Origin of the sequence: Chryseobacterium sp. KLBC 52, from assembly GCF_003347605.1 — a bacterium.
Taxonomy (GTDB): Bacteria; Bacteroidota; Bacteroidia; order Flavobacteriales; family Weeksellaceae; genus Chryseobacterium.
In genome coordinates this window covers 365,288-382,459 of record NZ_QDFZ01000001.1, presented here as the reverse complement: position 1 = coordinate 382,459, position 17,172 = coordinate 365,288, and the positions used below count along the sequence as shown (strand labels likewise).

The following is a 17,172-nucleotide window of genomic DNA, read 5'->3' as shown; positions in this document are numbered from 1 at the left end:
TGACTAGTCCTGAAAATCTGATACAGATTATAGTACAAAAATAAATAATTAAACCAGAGTAATTTTACTATTGCTTTGGTTTTTGTTTTTATAGGTTTTCATTTTAATTTGTGACTGTTTATGCATTTGGTTTGGAGTTAGATAATGATTTGAAAAATGTGGGCGTAAATTATTGTAGATTTCGATAGATTCATTTACTATCTTTTTCCTTAAATTGTTGTTTATATCATGTTTATCAATATCAAACTCATGCTTTAAAATACCATTTATTCTCTCTGCTACTGCATTTTGATAAGGATCAGAGTTTTGTGTCATACTACATTTTAATTGATGTTTCTGTAAAAGTCTTTGATACTCATTCGAGCAGTATTGTAAACCACGATCGGAATGATGGATTAAAGATTCTCTCATACCTTTATACTTCTTTAGAGCTCTTTTTAAAGCTATAATACTACTCTGTGTATTTAAATTGTCTGCAACAAAGTGTCCCATTATTTTCTTAGAATACGCATCAGTTATTAAACTTAAATAGCTTGGATTTTTTCGGTTCCCTATATAAGTAATATCTGCAACCCATACCTGGTTGGGCTTTGTTATCTGATAGTCAAGGAGCAGGTTCTTATGCTTTCTAAAACGATGATGAGAGTTGGTTGTAATGTGATAGCTTTTGCGAGGTTCAATCAATAAATGATTAGCTTTTAAGATGGCAAAGAATTTATCTCTCCCTACCTTAATGGAGCTTAAGGATCTCTGTAAAATAAAATATAATTTCCTGCCTCCTAACCGGGGCATCTTAACACGAAGATTCTCTACCAGCTTTACTACCTCTGAAGCTTTATCTTTACAAACTTTCGTACGCTTGATACTTCTATAATAGATTTGTCTATTTAACCCTAACAATCCACAAGTAAAAATCAAAGTTTCTTTTTCTTTACTGCGGAAGTAATCGATTGTTCGGGTGGTGAGTTTTTTCGAATATCAATGTGATATTCTTTCTCAGCCAGATCAATCATCATATCAAAAAATATGGACTTCTTATCTGCAATATAAGCCTGCTTTTCTAAAAAAGCCTTTTGCTTTTCAAGAAGCCTTACCTGGGCTTCTAATTCCATAATACGTTGTTCAGGTGTTTTTTCCATGGCATAAGGTCTTTGGTTTTCCCAATCAAAGTTACCATATTTTCTCAGCCAATTTAAAATAGTACCATGAGATTGAATACCATATTTCTTACGACAACTAGTAATAGTGGATGCTCCACATTCAACTTCTTTCACGATTTGAAGTTTTAAACTTAAACTGTAATCCTTCTGTGTGCGTTTAATGTACGTGGATCTTAATGTTTCTTCCATAACGATTCTTTTTTGTGTATCGCTATTTCAGGACGAGACAGTTTAAACTAAAAAGCAGCCATGTACAATACACAGCTGCTTTTTTATTTTAAACAGAATATTCCGGATTAGCTTATTGTTTATTTCCAGTAATTCCAGACTGAGCCATCAAATACTGCCAGTGTCTTACTGGTCGTATCATAACACATCATTCCGGGATAAGGATTTTTTACATTAAGATGCGGTGCAGCTATCTGAGGAAGAACCATTGCTTTATTCTGAGATTCCAGCACCAAAACCCCATCAGCAGAACTTGTTGCATCTCCCATAATCACTCCCTTTCCTGTTTCTGCAGAATTATTAGCAGCAATTGCACTTGAACTTCCGGCATCTGACAAAGATTTCCAGACATCATTTTCGTAGACCTTCACTTTGTTATCTGTTACATCAAAAATGAATGTTCCGTTTTCTAAAATTCCCGTAGGAAATCCGGAGATAGCGGGAAGAATTAAGCCTTTTGTATTTCCTGATGCATTGTCAAAATCCAGCACCGTACTGTTTCCGTCAATGGCCTGTTTTCCTATAGCTACCTGACCAAAAAACGAGTTGAAAATGACCAAAGCAACTGCTATACTTATATTTTTTATATTTTTCATACTATTTATCGGTTAGATTAATCATTACAGCTTCTTTGTACACATTTCCATTCCGTACCGTTGAAGAGCTTCACACATTTATCCTGAATATCGTACAGAAGCATTCCTTCTTTCGGTTCTGCGATGGCATCTCCCGGCTGCGGAGTCTGGCTTACATGCTGAACTCTGGTAATGACAAAACCTTTATTTTTTGATTCCATAGCCAGAAATCCATTAGGGATATTTTCAGGCCACGAATCGCTTTTCTGCTGTACCGTAATTCCGAATTTGGTATATCCGTCTGGTGTCCCTGAAATTCCGGGCTTTGTACAAAATCCATCGATCTCATTAATAATCAGAGGAGCATTTCCACAACTTGATTTATCTTCGGACAACCCTTCAGGCCAAAGAGAAGGACACATGGCTTTGGTTGCATTCGGTCCACAGAAACTGGAATTTCCCATTCCTAATCCTGTTACGGATCCCATCACAATTGCTACGATCTGGCTGTCATCACTGATAATGGAAGCTCCACCTCCACCACTTACGTCTGCTTTTGCAATACAATATGCCCTTCCGGTAGAAATACCTACGTATTCAACAGAAGGATAGGTGGTAGACTGCTGGGTAAAGGTTCCACAAATTTCTACTACACTGCTCGTTCCCATCTCAATAACCGAGGTTGTTCCGGGATAAAAACCACCAAATGACGGGTCTTCCTGAATCACTGATCCTACAAGGGATAGAAAAGACTTCGCTCCTAATTTAATTTTTGAATTTTTCTGAGATCCGAAAGTTCCTACTTTCACTGTTCCTGTAGACTTAACACTTGCTCCATCACCAATTTCCAACACTCCATCTACCTGAATACTATTGGATTGCAATTGTCCGGATTGAATAATAAGGGTTGCTCCGTTCGGGATGCTGATATTGGTACTTACACTAAGGGTTCCGTTGAGGCAATAGGTATTTCCGCTTGTGATCGCCTGTCCGGTATAAGGAATACACTGCGCATAAGTCATTGTACTGAAGACAAGTATCAATAAAAAAGATAATTTTTTATTAATATTTAAAAAAAATAGGTTATTCATATACATTTATAATACTTTAACAAATTATTACTGTTTAAATAAAAAATATTTAAATTTTCAACATCATCGTCCCCACTAACAACAATTAACATACCAAACAACTGTTTAATTTTTTTATTCTAATATGATATTTAACCATCATTCATCATTGTAAATGCTATCAAAAAACACTTATAAATGTTACACCACAGCAAACTACAGTTTTCAGATTCTGTTTATGTTCAACAGAATTATGTTCAAAATTTTGTATTCCAAATCGCATTTTTGCTCTGTGTTTAATACAAATAATTCTGCATTTGTTGATATAACAGGTACATCTTTTATACAACAAGCCACTCAAAACATCGCCTGTTTTAAAATCTTAGCAGTTTTTAGCTGAATACAGCAATAGATAATCTGAATAACAGACGTCCATTCAAATTCACATTAAAAACCGTAAATTTGCAGCATGAATAACGATACGATATGTGCACTGGCTACGGCCAATGGAATAGGTGCTTTAGGCATCATCCGTGTTTCAGGAAATGAAGCTTTATCTGTAGTTCAGAAAAGTTTTCCGGCTAAAAATCTGGAAAAACAAAAATCCCATACCATTCATTACGGTTATTTTATGGATGAGGAGGAAGCTATTGATGAAGTGATGCTTTCCATTTTTCTGGCTCCGAAAAGTTTCACCACTGAGAATTCTGTGGAGATTGCTTTTCACGGCTCTCCGCATATCGGAAAACGTATTCTGGAAACCCTGATCAAAAACGGGGCGAGAATGGCTAAAGCAGGAGAATTTACTCTTCGTGCTTTTATCAACGGCAGAATTGACCTTTCCCAGGCGGAAGCGATTGCTGATGTGATTGCTTCTGAAAATGAAGCTTCGAGAAAAGTTGCGATCAACCAGCTGAAAGGAGGAATTACCAACGAAATATCTGTATTAAGAACGGATCTTTTAAATTTTGTTTCTTTAATTGAACTGGAACTTGATTTTGCAGAAGAAGATGTGGAATTTGCAGACAGAAGTGCCTTAAGCGGATTATTGGATAAAATTGAAGTCAAATTAAGCTCTCTGATTGAAAGTTTCCAATACGGAAATGCTATAAAAAATGGAACCGCCGTTGCCATCATCGGAAAGCCGAATGCCGGAAAATCTACGCTGCTGAATTCCCTTTTGAAGGAAGAAAGAGCCATTGTGAGTAATATTGCGGGAACAACGAGAGATACCATTGAGGAAGTTCTTCATATTAAAGGTCATGCCTTCCGATTAATTGATACTGCCGGACTTCGTGAAACAGTAGATGAAATTGAAGCAATCGGGGTAAAAAAAGCAAAAGAAAAAGTAGAAAACGCCAATATTCTGGTGTATCTGGCAGATGCGGCTACCGAGGATTTTTCTGAGGATATTGAAATGATTCAATCCCTGTTAAGGGAAGATCTGAAGCTGATTATCTGTGCGACAAAAATTGATGAAGTGACTCCTACCAAATACGAAACGGTAGAAGATATTTTCAGAAATGCAATTTCTCATGATTTTGACTTTATTAAAATCTCAGCAGTTGAAAATCAAAATATTCAGGATCTGAAAAATGAACTTTCCTCTTATGTGGAGCATTTAAAAACTGAAGAAAATAATGTTGTCATCACCAATCAACGTCACTTCGAAGCCTTAAGAAAATCCATGGATGCCGTTGATAAAGTGAAAGAAGCTATTTCTTTCCGGATCTCTACGGAATTACTGGCGTATGAGCTTAGAAATGCATTGGAACATCTTGGCGAAATTTCCGGAGAGGTTACCAATGATGAGGTGCTGGGGAATATTTTTTCTAAGTTTTGTATCGGGAAGTAACTCCAACCTTCTTTATCACATTTTAAGAATTTTGAATTCAAAATATAAAACAGCCTTTTTGAGGCTGTTTTTTTTGTTTATTGAATTTCATGTTCGTGGTTTCTGAGCTTTGGAGCTTTATCACTACCTCAAAGTCAGGAGACTTTGCGAAGCAGGGGTCTAATTTTCTTTATTTTACATGTTTTTGCCGATCTGAGTTTTAGCTAATAAATAAATCAATGATAAAACGTCATTTTAGAACATGATAAATTATAGGCTCTGAAATCTTGCAAACTAACAATCAGAATCAAAAAAAGCCTTATGTTTGTCATTTAAAAACTTAAATAAATCAAGTCTATTTTATTGCAGATTTAAAATACGCTTTTATTGAACAGCTAAGAACACTTTTTCGTGTCAATTTGTTTTTTCTTAAAAGGATATGAAAATCTAAAGTTTGTCACAAAACCGACAACTTTAAATTTTTCTTATTTTTATTATAAAATTTTCTATAGAAAGCGCTTACGCTAAATCGCAAGATGACAATTAATTAGTATGAAAAATTGCAAACATTTAATGGAAACAAATTGAAGTTGGAATGTAGATATCTAAGAAAAGCAGGACAGGAATGTATATCTCAAAGTTAACATTTTACAAATCTGGTTAACAATAAATTACATCAAGTTTTGAGAAAAGAACAATTGGACCAACGGACTACTAAATAGTTGCTTGAAAAATTAAAAATATTACTATGTTATCACAAGAGATTAAAAATAAAGTACAATTGCTTTGGGATAGATTGTGGGGAGGGGGGTTATCAAATCCTATAACCGCAATTGAAAACATTTCCTATTTAATTTTTATGAAAAGATTAGAAAAGTTTCACCCAACCTTACCATCTGAATTCAAATGGGGCAATTATAATGCTTTAAAAGGAAGCGATCTTAAAAGGCGTATTGATGAAGTTTTTTTATTTATACAAAACGATTTAGGAAATGAAACAGAGCCTTTTGCCCTAGAAATGAAAAAGGCAAAATTTGGCATTTCGACACCTTCATTACTCGAAGACGCGGTTGGAATCGTAGATGAAATATTCAAATTAATTGAAAAAGAGGAAGAAAAGAATCAGCATTTTCAGGACATACAAGGTGATGTTTACGAATATTTATTGAAAGCAACAAATGAGGCTGGAAAAAATGGACAGTTTAGAACCCCTCGACACATCATACAGATGATGGCAGAACTGGTGAGTCCTGATATTATAGATCCGAACACAAAAATTTGTGATGTTACTAGTGGAAGTTCAGGATTTTTGGTAGGTAGTTATCAATATATTTTAAAAGAAAATTCAAAATACATTGATCTTGACGAGGAAAATCACTTAGAAAAAGGTCTTGATGGAAAAAAATTGGCGGAGAAGGATATAAAAAGACTTAAAGAACAAGTCTTTTACGGTTTTGATATTGATGAAACTATGGTGCGAATTGGTATGATGAACATGATGATGCATGGTATTGAAAAGCCCCATATCTCACATTTAAATACATTGTCCAGTGAATATGAAAATTTTTTCCAAAAGGCACGAACCGCTGAACACAATATTGACAATCTTATTAGTGGTAATCTTAAAGCAACAGTAAAACATGCTTCGCTTAAAGTTACACCAAAGGATAAAGAAAATTTATGGGGACAAGCTGAATATAATTATATTCTTGCTAATCCTCCATTTGCGGCCAAAGTAAATAGTAAAAGTATAAGCAAAAATCTAAATCGGATATACGAAATCAAAGAAGATGCTAAAAAAGCACAAACTTTACAAACAGAACTTCTTTTTTTAGAAAGAATTATGTATATGCTGAAGATTGATGGTCGGGCAGCAGTGATCGTCCCAGAGGGAGTCTTATTCAATTCTGGAAAAGTGTATAAACGAACTAGGGAGATAATTTTAAGAGATTGTGATTTACAAGCTGTTATTTCACTTCCAAGTGGTGTTTTTAATCCCTATACAGCTGTCAAAACATCTATTCTATTGTTCACTAAGAAAGAATTCAATAGCAAAAAATACCACACTAAAAAGGTATGGTTTTACGGAATGGAATCTGATGGTTATACTTTAGATACCAGTCGAAAAAAAATAAGCAACGATTATCCTTTGCCTGAAACAATATCAGAGTTTAAGAAGAAAGATGAGACTGCTAGTTCACAAAAGGATAGAACAAAAAAACACTTCTATGTAGATTTGGAAGAAATTGAAGAGAATGGTTTAGAACTAAACTTTAATCTGTACCGGGATTTTGTTTTTGAGGATCAGAATTACGAACCGCCAAGAGTCATTTTGCAAAAATTAGTTGAATTGGAAAAGACTATAGGAAATGGCGTCAGCCAACTTTTTAAATTAATGGATTAATGGGTACAGTAAGACTACTTGAAGTATGTGATTTCGTTGGGGGAAGTCAACCTCCAAAATCTATTTTTGTAGAACAACCACAACAAGGCTACGTCAGATTATTACAGATCCGTGATTTTGAGAGTGATCACAGAGCTGTATATATACCTGATAAAAATAATTTACGAAAAGTCGAAAAATATGATGTTTTACTAGCCAGATATGGCGCCTCAGTCGGTAAAGTTTTGTCAGGTAAGGCTGGCGCCTATAATGTAGCTTTAATGAAAGCTGTACCAGACGAAACTAAAGTGTCTAGAAGATTTATCTATTATTTATTAAAAAGCAAACAATTTCAAAATTACCTTAAAATCATTTCTGAGTCTCGAGCAGCACAAGCCGGTTTTAACAAAAGAGACCTTAACAGATTTATTTTTAACCTTCCTTCCTTAGAAAGACAAGAAAGAATAGCAGTTCAATTGGACACAATCCAAACTATAATTGAAAATAGAGAACGAAGTATTGTTGAATATGAAACTTTAAAAAAAGCATTATTTTTCAGTTTTTTCGTAGCAAATAAGGAACGAGAGCACTGGAGCTACAATGAGTTATCACGTTATATTAAGAAGACCAGGTACGGTGTTGCAGAAGCATTAAATGGGGAAACGGGTTTTCCAACGATTCGTATGAATAATTTAACTTATGAGGGTGCATTAAATCTGTCAGAACTCAAGTTTATTGCTCTTTCAGATGAGGAATTTAAAAAATATGAATTAAAAGATAGAGATATTTTATTCAACAGGACAAATAGTATAGAATTGGTAGGTAAAACTACTGTTTGGGGAAGTTTAAAGGGATTTGTTTATGCGGGATATCTATTCACCATAAAGTTGGATGAAAAAAAACTTAATCCCTACTATTTAGCTGCCTACCTAAATTCTGATTTGGGAAAAGCAATATTGCGGAATAAAGCTAAACAGTCTGGAAATATGGCAAATTTTAGTGCAACATTATTAGGCAAACAGAAGATATTAATACCGCCGATCGAGCTTCAAAAGTCATATGAAGAAGAAATATTTAATCTTGATAAGCATATTGATGCCGTTAAACAATCCCATAATCTTTTACATGAATTGTTTCAGGCTCTGTTACAAGATATTTTTAGTTCGAAAGGGAATGTTAACGAAAACATAGTATTTGGAAATTTAATTAAGAGATTTACCTCCTTAGATATAGCAGGTAACATAACGAGAAGTAAATCCTTGTTAAAATTGTTTAAGGATAATAATTTTGAAAATATAGCTGATTATGAGCATTCAAGGCAGATATTGTTTGAATTACTACTATCAAACGACATTCAACAGAAAATAATCGATAACAAAATTAGTCTAGGAGTAAATGAAATTAATTAGACTTAAAATAGCGGATTCATTCAGGAGCCTGAAAAATGATTTTGAATTAAATTTTAGAGAGCCTGTAATTAATGAAAGCCTTTTAGATTTTCATCCATTTTGTTTTGCAGGCTTAAATGGCAGCGGAAAATCAAATGTTTTAGAAGCACTTTCCAATATTTTTTATCACTTGGAGTGTATCGTTAATGACTACCCTGTTTTTGCATATGATCCGAAAGAAAGCAACCCAGATTCCTTTGAATTAGAGTATTTCATCACTTCCGAATCATTGAATAGTGATCTCGAAAGTCTTAACCATATTTCGATTAAGAAGGAAAAGGGACAAGCCCCGTTAATGTCTATTAATGGAAACGGTTTTTTAACGATTTCAAAATCATTTGGAAGTTCGTTTATTCCTGATTTGATTGTAGCGTATTCTTCTGGTGAGAACGAAACGTTAAGCCTTCCTTATATTAAAATGAAATTATTTCAATATGATCAATATCTGGAAGATTTACGTGATAGAGTTGAATTTAAAAAGCCGAAAAGTAGTCTATTATATATTGATTACGAAATGAGCCAAGCAGTACTGCTAACTATTTTAATGTTTTTCGATTTTGAAAAGGATGGAAAAAGCGGCGTACTATCAACTTTGGAAGAAGAGATAAAAATATCTGGAATACAGCAATTCACAATCAACATCAACAACCATTGGCAAAAAATTGTTCCCCGAGCTGAAGAAAATAACTTAATAGAGGTTGAAACTATTTTAAAGATTGAGAATGATGAGGATACTGAAAATAGAAAGGTTTACTTAGGTCGGGTGCTTGACAATCTTGACTCGTTAATTAATAAGTTAAAAGAATGTGCTACTTGCTCGTATACCAAAGATAATTATTTATCATTAGACTTTTTTGTTGATAAAAACACGATCAGTTTAATTCGAAAAAAATTCGAAAACGATCCATACACCTTTTTTAGCTTGTTTCAAACATTACATTCTTTAAATGAAAGAGTTGAAGAGAATGTTTATAAGGAGGAAGTTTACAATTCAAAGGGATATTATACTGATTACAAAAGGCCAGAATATGTACAGTTTTTTTACTTTACAAATTATCATATTAAGCAATTAGATGAAAAGAAAACTAGAAATCTTCTTCTAAGGCAATTATCAGACGGGGAGCAACAATTTTTACATACACTAGGAATCTGTTTAATGCTTCAAAATAAAAGGACTCTCCTACTTCTAGATGAGCCAGAAACACATTTTAATCCGGAATGGCGTTCAAAGTTTATAAACATATTAAGAAAAACGCTTCACGCTGGTAATGATAATTTTCTCCTAAAAGACATAATTTTAACTTCCCATTCCCCTTTCATCATCTCTGATTGCTTTCCAGACAAGGTAATAGTCTTCGAAAAAGGAAAACAACCTCAAAATGCACAAGAAAAAGATATTGATACTTTTGGTACTTCAGTCAATATTCTTACTAATAAAATTTTTAAAAGAAAAAATACCATAGGTGAATACTCACTAGAAAAATTGAACAACTATAGGAAACGTTTTCTCGAAACTGACGATTTGGAAGGATTAATCGATGAATTAAACTTAGAATTAGGTGATTCAATCGAAAAAGTATTGCTGATCAAAGAAATGACCGATTTAATAAACAAAAGATGATAAAGCCATATAAACTTGTCGCTTCACCATTTCATGAGATACAGTCCTTTGTAAACCATCTATTTTTAGATGTCATATTTCGTGCACCTCACTTTGCACAGTTAGACTTTGACACATCACTAGTTTTACCAAAGTATAGAGCTTTGCTAGATGAAATAAACAGCGAGTACTTATTAAACCCGGTTTCCGAATGTTTTGCAATCTGTAAAACACTCTCTCCTAAAAATCTAAAAATTTTAAAAAGGGGCGTTCATAATAATAACAAAATAAGACTTTTATGCAATGGTGATCTGACACCTGTAGAGTATTCTGATATAGATCGCATAAACTCCATTCTAAGCAATCATCTCAAATTTTTTTTTGATAACTTATACAATCAAGCTGTTAAAAAAGCAGTATTCTATCATAAGTTTGGAACAATAGATAACTACTATAAAGAACTGGTCGAAAAATCGAGAACATGTAGATGTTGCGGGGTTAACAAAGTTCTAATAAAATTTCACACACACAGAGGCGCGTTGGATCACTATTTGCCGAGAAATCACTTTCCATTTACATCAATAAATACCAACAACTTATTTCCTATATGTGATACTTGTAACAGTAAGTATAAATTGGGGCAAAATACAATTTATGAGACTATAAAACGTGGTCGAACAACAGTCTCAATAACTAGAAAAAAAGCTTTCTTTCCCTTTAGCCGGTTGACACCATATCCAAGAATTGATGTACAAATTACTCTACATAGAGCTTATGATAAGACGTTTGAACCGACAGATATGACTATTGATTTAATTTGCCCCGGTTATGATGAACAAGTAAGCACGTGGGAAAGACTTTTTGGAATAAAAGAAAATTATCTAGCTGAATGTTGTTCAGATGAAATGCACGCTTACTACGAAGAACAATATATAGCAGATATGGTGTTTGGGAAATCACACGATCAGTATGTGGCTACATTAGAAAGTAATAGATTTGGGGATACAAATTTTCTCAAAATTGGTTTTCTGAATGGAATTCATAATTATGTATAGACAACAGTTTCAAATTAAACAAAAAAATTCTCCTTTATATTAATAGCTACAATTTATTACTAAAGTAATATGAATATTTAATTTAATTTGACTTTCTTTGACCTATAATATTGCCTTATTTATTAAGGTTTTGCTACGTATTTACTACTATGTATTTTTAAACTACCTTCCTACTGATATTTATACTTTTTGTATCGGGAAGTAAATTCAATCACCACTCAAAAAATTCAAATCCAAAAACATAATAACAGACCTTTTCAAGGCTGTTTTTTTTAATTTGTTTAAGTCTATCCACACATCACTCACGCTCTCTGAAGTCTACTGACTTTGCTTAGTGGAACATACATTTCATAATTTTAAACCATCTATTCTAAAGGAGAATCAAATAAAAGATTTTTCATAACACCAATTGTAAGCATCACTAAAAAGAAGAGTAAAAAATAGGTGAAGAAATTGACAAATCGCTTTCTATTATCATGATTTTCCAGTGTATTGGTATTATAACTATTTACAAAAATTCTTAGTCCTAAAGTAAAAACAACAATAATTGATGTAAATGTGATATAAAGGATAATAGATTGCTTTAGTTCAAAAAAGAATAGGATTACTAAAATATCTATTAATGCGATGATCCAACTTAATTTAAATATTTTAAAGGACGATAATTTTTTTTCCAACATTAAAAATATTGAATTTGAAAATATAATGATAAGAAGTATTATTTGCAAAATTGTATTCATAAGATTGAGTAATTCAAAAATTAATATAAGAAAGGATTTGGGAAAGTGAGCTTTATATTTATACCCAAGCCTACTCCATTTGCAACCTTTCCTGAAGCATCCGATCTTCAAAATCAGGAGACTTTGCATAGCAGACTTCAAAAATAACGAAAAAGGGTAATTTCCCGATAATAGTCTACACGGTAACTTTATCAAAAAATAAGTACCATGGACACAATTATTAAAAAACTATCAATTTTAAGTGTACTGATTTCACTGATGAGTTTCTGTTCCTTCCTGTTGGCACAGGTTTATCCAATCGGACAGATGTTTTTGACTACTTATGGTCAGTCTTTTACCATGTACAATACAGGAGTGATTGTTCAGGATGGCAATCCGGGAAATGCCGGCCAGGCCGTATATGATCAAACCGGAATTAATTATTTACTCTTGCCGTCTGCCGTTCCTTACCAAAAGGCTTTTTTCCTGGATTTTAATAAAAATATTATAGAGTTGGATTACAGATATGGATACCGCGTCGTGGGTTATTCTAATATTCCTGTTCCGCCACCGCCGGTTATGTATCTACCAAAGCCTATCTATGATAATCAAATAGGAATTGAAACAGCTGACGGACTGAGACCATTACCTACCCAGATTATTGACGAGCAAAGACCTTTTGGGGATGTGATGATGACAAGTGAGCAAAAGGCAGTAGACTGCTATAAGAATTCTTTGAATTTTGATGGCTCATTAAATCAGACGAAATTCGGGGACTGCATGGTAACGAATATGGCTGGTCAGAAAGAACTTGAAATTTATAAATGTGCCAAAAACTCAGCAACCATGGAGGAACAGAGTCTTTGTATGCTCAGTATATTAGGCGGTTCAAAAGAAAAGCAGATTACTCAGGATATGTTGAAATGCTATAAAGAATATGGTGGCAATTACGAAATGTATCCCCTTTGTTTCGCTGATAAAGTAAATGATCCTGAACTCAAGCAATTAGTTTCCTGCTTTAAAGATCAGGCTAACAGTGGTGAAATATCTTTTATGGGAACTGCCGTGTGTTATGGAGCAAGTAAACTTAATCTGAATACAGAAGCCCAGATAGCCGTTGAGTGCGCGGTAAGTACCGGAGGACAGCCTTATGCATTTGCAGGCTGCGCAGGCGGCCAATTGACTTATCGTGAATTAAATAAATGTTTAACAAACGGTGTAGGTGGTGATAATGGATGTTTCGGAAAAAACAATACCATCGTTAAAGGATTAAATCAGATTGGAGATGCTTTAAAAGGTCAGTTTGGTCCTAATAACGACATCGTCAAAACATGGAATACTACCGTTCATGATTTACAATATGGTCCCGGGAAAAATCATGAAGCAGTAAAGGTGGTCAGAAATATAAGCAACGAACTGGGAAAAGCAGGAACTAATGTAGCCAAAGAAATAAAAAAAGTAGTTCCGAAAATAAAAATAAAATGGTAATGAATACATTAGATAAAAACAGATGCACTTGTGTAAGTGCATCTGTATAATATTCCCTACTGCGGCTACTTCTTCAGCATCTGAAAATTATATTTTACGGGATTGTAAGGATTGACAACGGTTCCTTCAACCGTAATTTTACTTGCAAGCAGTTCAAAATTCATATTTTGTGTGTTCTGTTTGGTAAAAAGTCCTTTTTTGGAAGCTGTGAACGTTATGACAACCTTTTTGTTTACCCCATCCACAGGAACCTGAACAGTTAATTCTTTAGGAAGAAGATTAAGTTCTATTTCCTTTTTATACTGGTATAGTACTGCTGTATAATCCAGGTCATATTTTATTTTCCCAATGGCTGTTAAGGCTTGATTGGCTTTCGCAGGATCAGAAATTACAGAGTAAATAATCTCTTTCATAGGAAATTCTGAATAGGAAATCAGGTTTTTCTTGGCGGAAAAAACAACCGCTGTTTCTCCGTTCACAGTTCCCTGAGATATACTTGCTTTTCCTGTGTATTCACCGTTAAGATCATCAAAACTAATGGTTATGGGATCAGGTTTTGGAGCATCATCATCATTACTGCAACTTGCCAGAGCAAAAGGAATAGCCAGTAAGATCACAAGCATGGATATCAATTTTACATGATTGATTTTTTTCATTTTGATTTTGAATTAATTTTTTGATTAAAAAATATTGTATTGAGTACTCATCTATATAAATACAGAATTTCCATATCCTTGCTTGGGATTAAAAAAAATAAATTCAATCAACTGATTTACTGCCTGTTATTTTTAACATTTAAAACAATTAAAAACGCTACTTTATGATTAATCATAAAAAAATCCAACATCTTTCTGATATTGGATTTTTGTGTCGTTGAAGATATAACAGATCAGTTAACAGATCAACAGCAGTCTATACTCTCCATCATTTTCGACAGGTGCTCTGTGAACACAAGGTAATGCTTCCTGATCAGGATGATCAACTGCAATACGCCAAACGTGGCCCACTCCTAAATTGACGGGTTCTGCATGGGGCTTAGGCTGATAATGAAGATCAAAGAAATACTCTTTCAGAAAGTCTTCAAATTCATCTTCAGTACCGTCATGCAATTTTTTGAGCTGTTCACGGATTTCAGGAATTAAAATTTTCTGTTCCACCTGATCATTGGCGATGATATCACTTGCCGTTCCATGATAAGTGCAGAGAAAAGTGTCTGTGCCTACAGGTGAACGGTCCACATGATAGGAGTACACGTCTGTTGAAATAAAACCGAGTTCCTCATCGCGCTCATAGCATTTAAGCAAATTAAGAACCGGAGATGCACCAAAATCTGTCAATAACTGCAGGTCATTTAAAATAATTTCTCTTGCAACACTTCCCTCTTCTGACAATTCCAATGCTAAAAGATCTTCGCCGGAAACTTCTGTAATATCATCTCTCAACTGAAGCTTTGTGACAATTTCTTTAAAGTCGCCCACTAAATTCCTTTGCCAGCAAATGGCATTCATAGCGCCATGAAAACGGGTATTCACAAGTTCAGAAAAAGAAGAAACCACCTCAATTTGATCATGGTCAGAAAATATAGTGCTCATAGGTTGGAACAAACAGTTTAGCTGCTTAATTCTGTGCAAAAATACGGAATAGGTTATTCAATTCCATCAACCAGCCACGATAAAAAAACAGTGCTCTCATTTGGAGAACACTGTTTTATATATAAGGTTATTAATTTTCAGTTTTGTTTTTTACTTCTTCAGTATCTTTTCTGTCACTGTTGAAGATTTTGTTTTAAGTTTAATATAATATACTCCTGTTTGAAGAGAAGATAATACGATCTGTTCCTGCGTCATATTCAGAGTTCCCTGCTGTACCAGTTGTCCGGTAGCTCCAAAGATCTCATAAGAAACCAAAGGCTCTTTGCTTCTGATTGTAAGTACATCCTGAACAGGATTTGGAAATAATTGTATTCCTGCCTGAACAGCTGTTTCTTCTACTGACATCTGACTGCATACTGATTTAGAATATTTTGTAATAAAAGACTGGGATTTTCCCCCCGTTACATTGACCGTCATCGTATTGACATTATCATTGGAATCTGTAAAAAGCTGGTCATGAAAAAGACCTCCTAATACATAATTCCCATTTTTATCTACAGCAATTGCCGTAAATTCATCCTGAACCTGAAAGTTGCTATGAATTTCTCCCGTACCAATTACAGCTCCTGTATCTTTATTGAAACGTACTAATAAAGGATCTGATAAATCTGAATTAGGACGCGTCATTGAAAAGCTTCCCCAAACTTCATTCCAGCTTCCTTTAGCAAATGCTATTTCATTTCCGTTAAGTGCAATTTTCCCTTTCAGGAAACGGTAAGCAGAAAAGCTTGTAAGCCCGTCCGGAACTTTTGCCCATTGTACTACTCCATCTGCATTAAGCTTCATCACAAAAGGAGTCTGCCCCTGATAATTCTGTACCGGAAAAGAATAGCTGCCAAAAGTTGTAGGAACTGTTCCTGAAAAATAACGTCCGGAAATATAAATATCTGAAGAACCCGTACCTTTGATAACGGAATGAATCTCATCATCCATAAATCCCGGTAAGCTGTTATCAAATTCTTTTCTCCATAGCTCTGCTCCCGTACTTCCGTTAAAAGCAAGCAGATATGCATTTTTTGTAAACGGAATATTATTGTACGAGAAATTTTCCAGGTTGCTGGTGTAGTTTCCCACCATTCTTTTACCTGCCAGATAATATCTATTTAAGCTTTCATCGTAAAGCAGGTTCACTTTACCATCTGTTCCTCCCGCAGTTACTCCACCGGTAATAGGGAGTAATAAAGGTGTTGCAGGTGTCATATTTCCATTATCATAGTTAAATTTAACCAGATAATACTGAAGTGATGTCGTGAATGTTGAAGGTACTGTAATCAACCCATTTAAATGAGTTCCTGCTCTGAAACCCACTATAGCATGAATATTTTTGGAAGAATCCATATACATCATTTGTACATCACAGCGTCTGCTAAGATAGCTGACATCTCCCTGCAAAGGTTTGCTCCAATCCAGTGTTCCGTCAGCAGTTTTATATTTAAGCAGATACCCCGCTTTATGCGCCGGCTCTACCGTCTGATCATAATATGTATACAAAGGCATAGTGTGAGTACCGTCAAAATGCATTGGAATAGCAGTAGGATCTCCGCTGTACGAATTATTATAAAGAGTAGCCATTACATATAACCCGCCATTATTATCTACTTCAATATGCCAGGCATTTTCACCATCTTCAGATCCTCCAATAACCGTAGACCATAATGTATTACCCTGACAGTCTGTTGCAAACAACATAAGATCACGAATACCATAATTAGGTACTGATACGCCGTTCAGATTCTGATCTCCATTCCAGACACTTGCGAGATAATAAGTATTGTTATTATTATCTACAACAATATCCCTAATAGATTCATCAAATTGGTAATTAAACCCCGGATCGGCAGAACCCGATTGTCCACCGGCCTGTTTCGCCCATTGCCACTGGTAAGTCTGGCTAAAAGTTAATACCGGAAGCATAATAAGCAATCTCCACAGTTTGTTTTTTAATTGTATCATATTAATT

At 34.4% G+C, this 17,172-nt stretch carries 13 protein-coding genes; 6 read left to right on the top strand and 7 right to left on the bottom strand.

The annotated features are described in order from the left end of the window. Positions 1-48: 48 nt before the first annotated feature. From DDF69_RS01650 to DDF69_RS01640, 4 genes are all read right to left on the bottom strand, one after another. Positions 49-918: an IS3 family transposase gene (locus tag DDF69_RS01650; RefSeq protein WP_228411904.1), complete on the bottom strand. Its 870-nt coding sequence runs from the start codon at positions 916-918 to the stop codon at positions 49-51. Then, positions 915-1,349, bottom strand: a complete 435-nt coding sequence (locus DDF69_RS22245; RefSeq protein WP_228411903.1) for a hypothetical protein — start codon at positions 1,347-1,349, stop codon at positions 915-917. The genes DDF69_RS01650 and DDF69_RS22245 overlap by 4 nt, the downstream gene beginning before the upstream one ends. A 119-nt stretch (positions 1,350-1,468) precedes the next feature. Further along, positions 1,469-1,984 (bottom strand): hypothetical protein, encoded by a 516-nt coding sequence (locus tag DDF69_RS01645; protein ID WP_114819243.1) that lies wholly within the window; start codon positions 1,982-1,984, stop codon positions 1,469-1,471. 17 nt (positions 1,985-2,001) lie between these two features. Further along, a complete protein-coding gene (locus DDF69_RS01640) occupies positions 2,002-3,006 on the bottom strand; it encodes a hypothetical protein (protein WP_162800849.1) in 1,005 nt (334 codons plus the stop codon). A gap of 496 nt (positions 3,007-3,502) precedes the next feature. Here DDF69_RS01640 and mnmE point away from each other — a divergent pair, with 496 nt between their 5' ends. The 6 genes from mnmE to DDF69_RS01605 all read left to right on the top strand — a co-directional run bounded on the left by mnmE (position 3,503) and on the right by DDF69_RS01605 (position 13,560). Further along, positions 3,503-4,888 (top strand): tRNA uridine-5-carboxymethylaminomethyl(34) synthesis GTPase MnmE, encoded by a 1,386-nt coding sequence (gene mnmE / locus DDF69_RS01635; protein ID WP_114819241.1) that lies wholly within the window; start codon positions 3,503-3,505, stop codon positions 4,886-4,888. A 727-nt stretch (positions 4,889-5,615) separates the two neighbouring features. After that, complete coding sequence (locus DDF69_RS01630; RefSeq protein ID WP_114819240.1) at positions 5,616-7,271, top strand: class I SAM-dependent DNA methyltransferase; 1,656 nt, start codon at positions 5,616-5,618, stop codon at positions 7,269-7,271. After that, positions 7,271-8,659: a restriction endonuclease subunit S gene (locus tag DDF69_RS01625; RefSeq protein WP_114819239.1), complete on the top strand. Its 1,389-nt coding sequence runs from the start codon at positions 7,271-7,273 to the stop codon at positions 8,657-8,659. The genes DDF69_RS01630 and DDF69_RS01625 overlap by 1 nt, the downstream gene beginning before the upstream one ends. Further along, the gene (locus tag DDF69_RS01620; RefSeq protein WP_114819238.1) at positions 8,646-10,319 is read left to right on the top strand and encodes a restriction system-associated AAA family ATPase; all 1,674 of its coding nucleotides are present in this window, start codon (positions 8,646-8,648) and stop codon (positions 10,317-10,319) included. The genes DDF69_RS01625 and DDF69_RS01620 overlap by 14 nt, the downstream gene beginning before the upstream one ends. Continuing rightward, entirely contained in the window at positions 10,316-11,353 is a 1,038-nt protein-coding gene (locus DDF69_RS01615; protein WP_114819237.1) for a hypothetical protein, read from the top strand. Before DDF69_RS01620 ends, DDF69_RS01615 begins: the two co-directional genes overlap by 4 nt. A 947-nt stretch (positions 11,354-12,300) precedes the next feature. Next, complete coding sequence (locus tag DDF69_RS01605; protein WP_114819235.1) at positions 12,301-13,560, top strand: hypothetical protein; 1,260 nt, start codon at positions 12,301-12,303, stop codon at positions 13,558-13,560. A gap of 65 nt (positions 13,561-13,625) precedes the next feature. Here the strand turns inward: DDF69_RS01605 and DDF69_RS01600 are convergent, their stop codons facing one another. From DDF69_RS01600 to DDF69_RS01590, 3 genes are all read right to left on the bottom strand, one after another. Next, a complete protein-coding gene (locus tag DDF69_RS01600; protein WP_114819234.1) occupies positions 13,626-14,216 on the bottom strand; it encodes a DUF4840 domain-containing protein in 591 nt (196 codons plus the stop codon). 237 nt (positions 14,217-14,453) lie between these two features. Then, complete coding sequence (locus DDF69_RS01595) at positions 14,454-15,152, bottom strand: DUF1826 domain-containing protein (protein ID WP_114819233.1); 699 nt, start codon at positions 15,150-15,152, stop codon at positions 14,454-14,456. Between the two features lie 150 nt (positions 15,153-15,302). Then, positions 15,303-17,165: a T9SS type A sorting domain-containing protein gene (locus DDF69_RS01590; RefSeq protein ID WP_114819232.1), complete on the bottom strand. Its 1,863-nt coding sequence runs from the start codon at positions 17,163-17,165 to the stop codon at positions 15,303-15,305. Between the last annotated feature and the right edge of the window lie 7 nt (positions 17,166-17,172).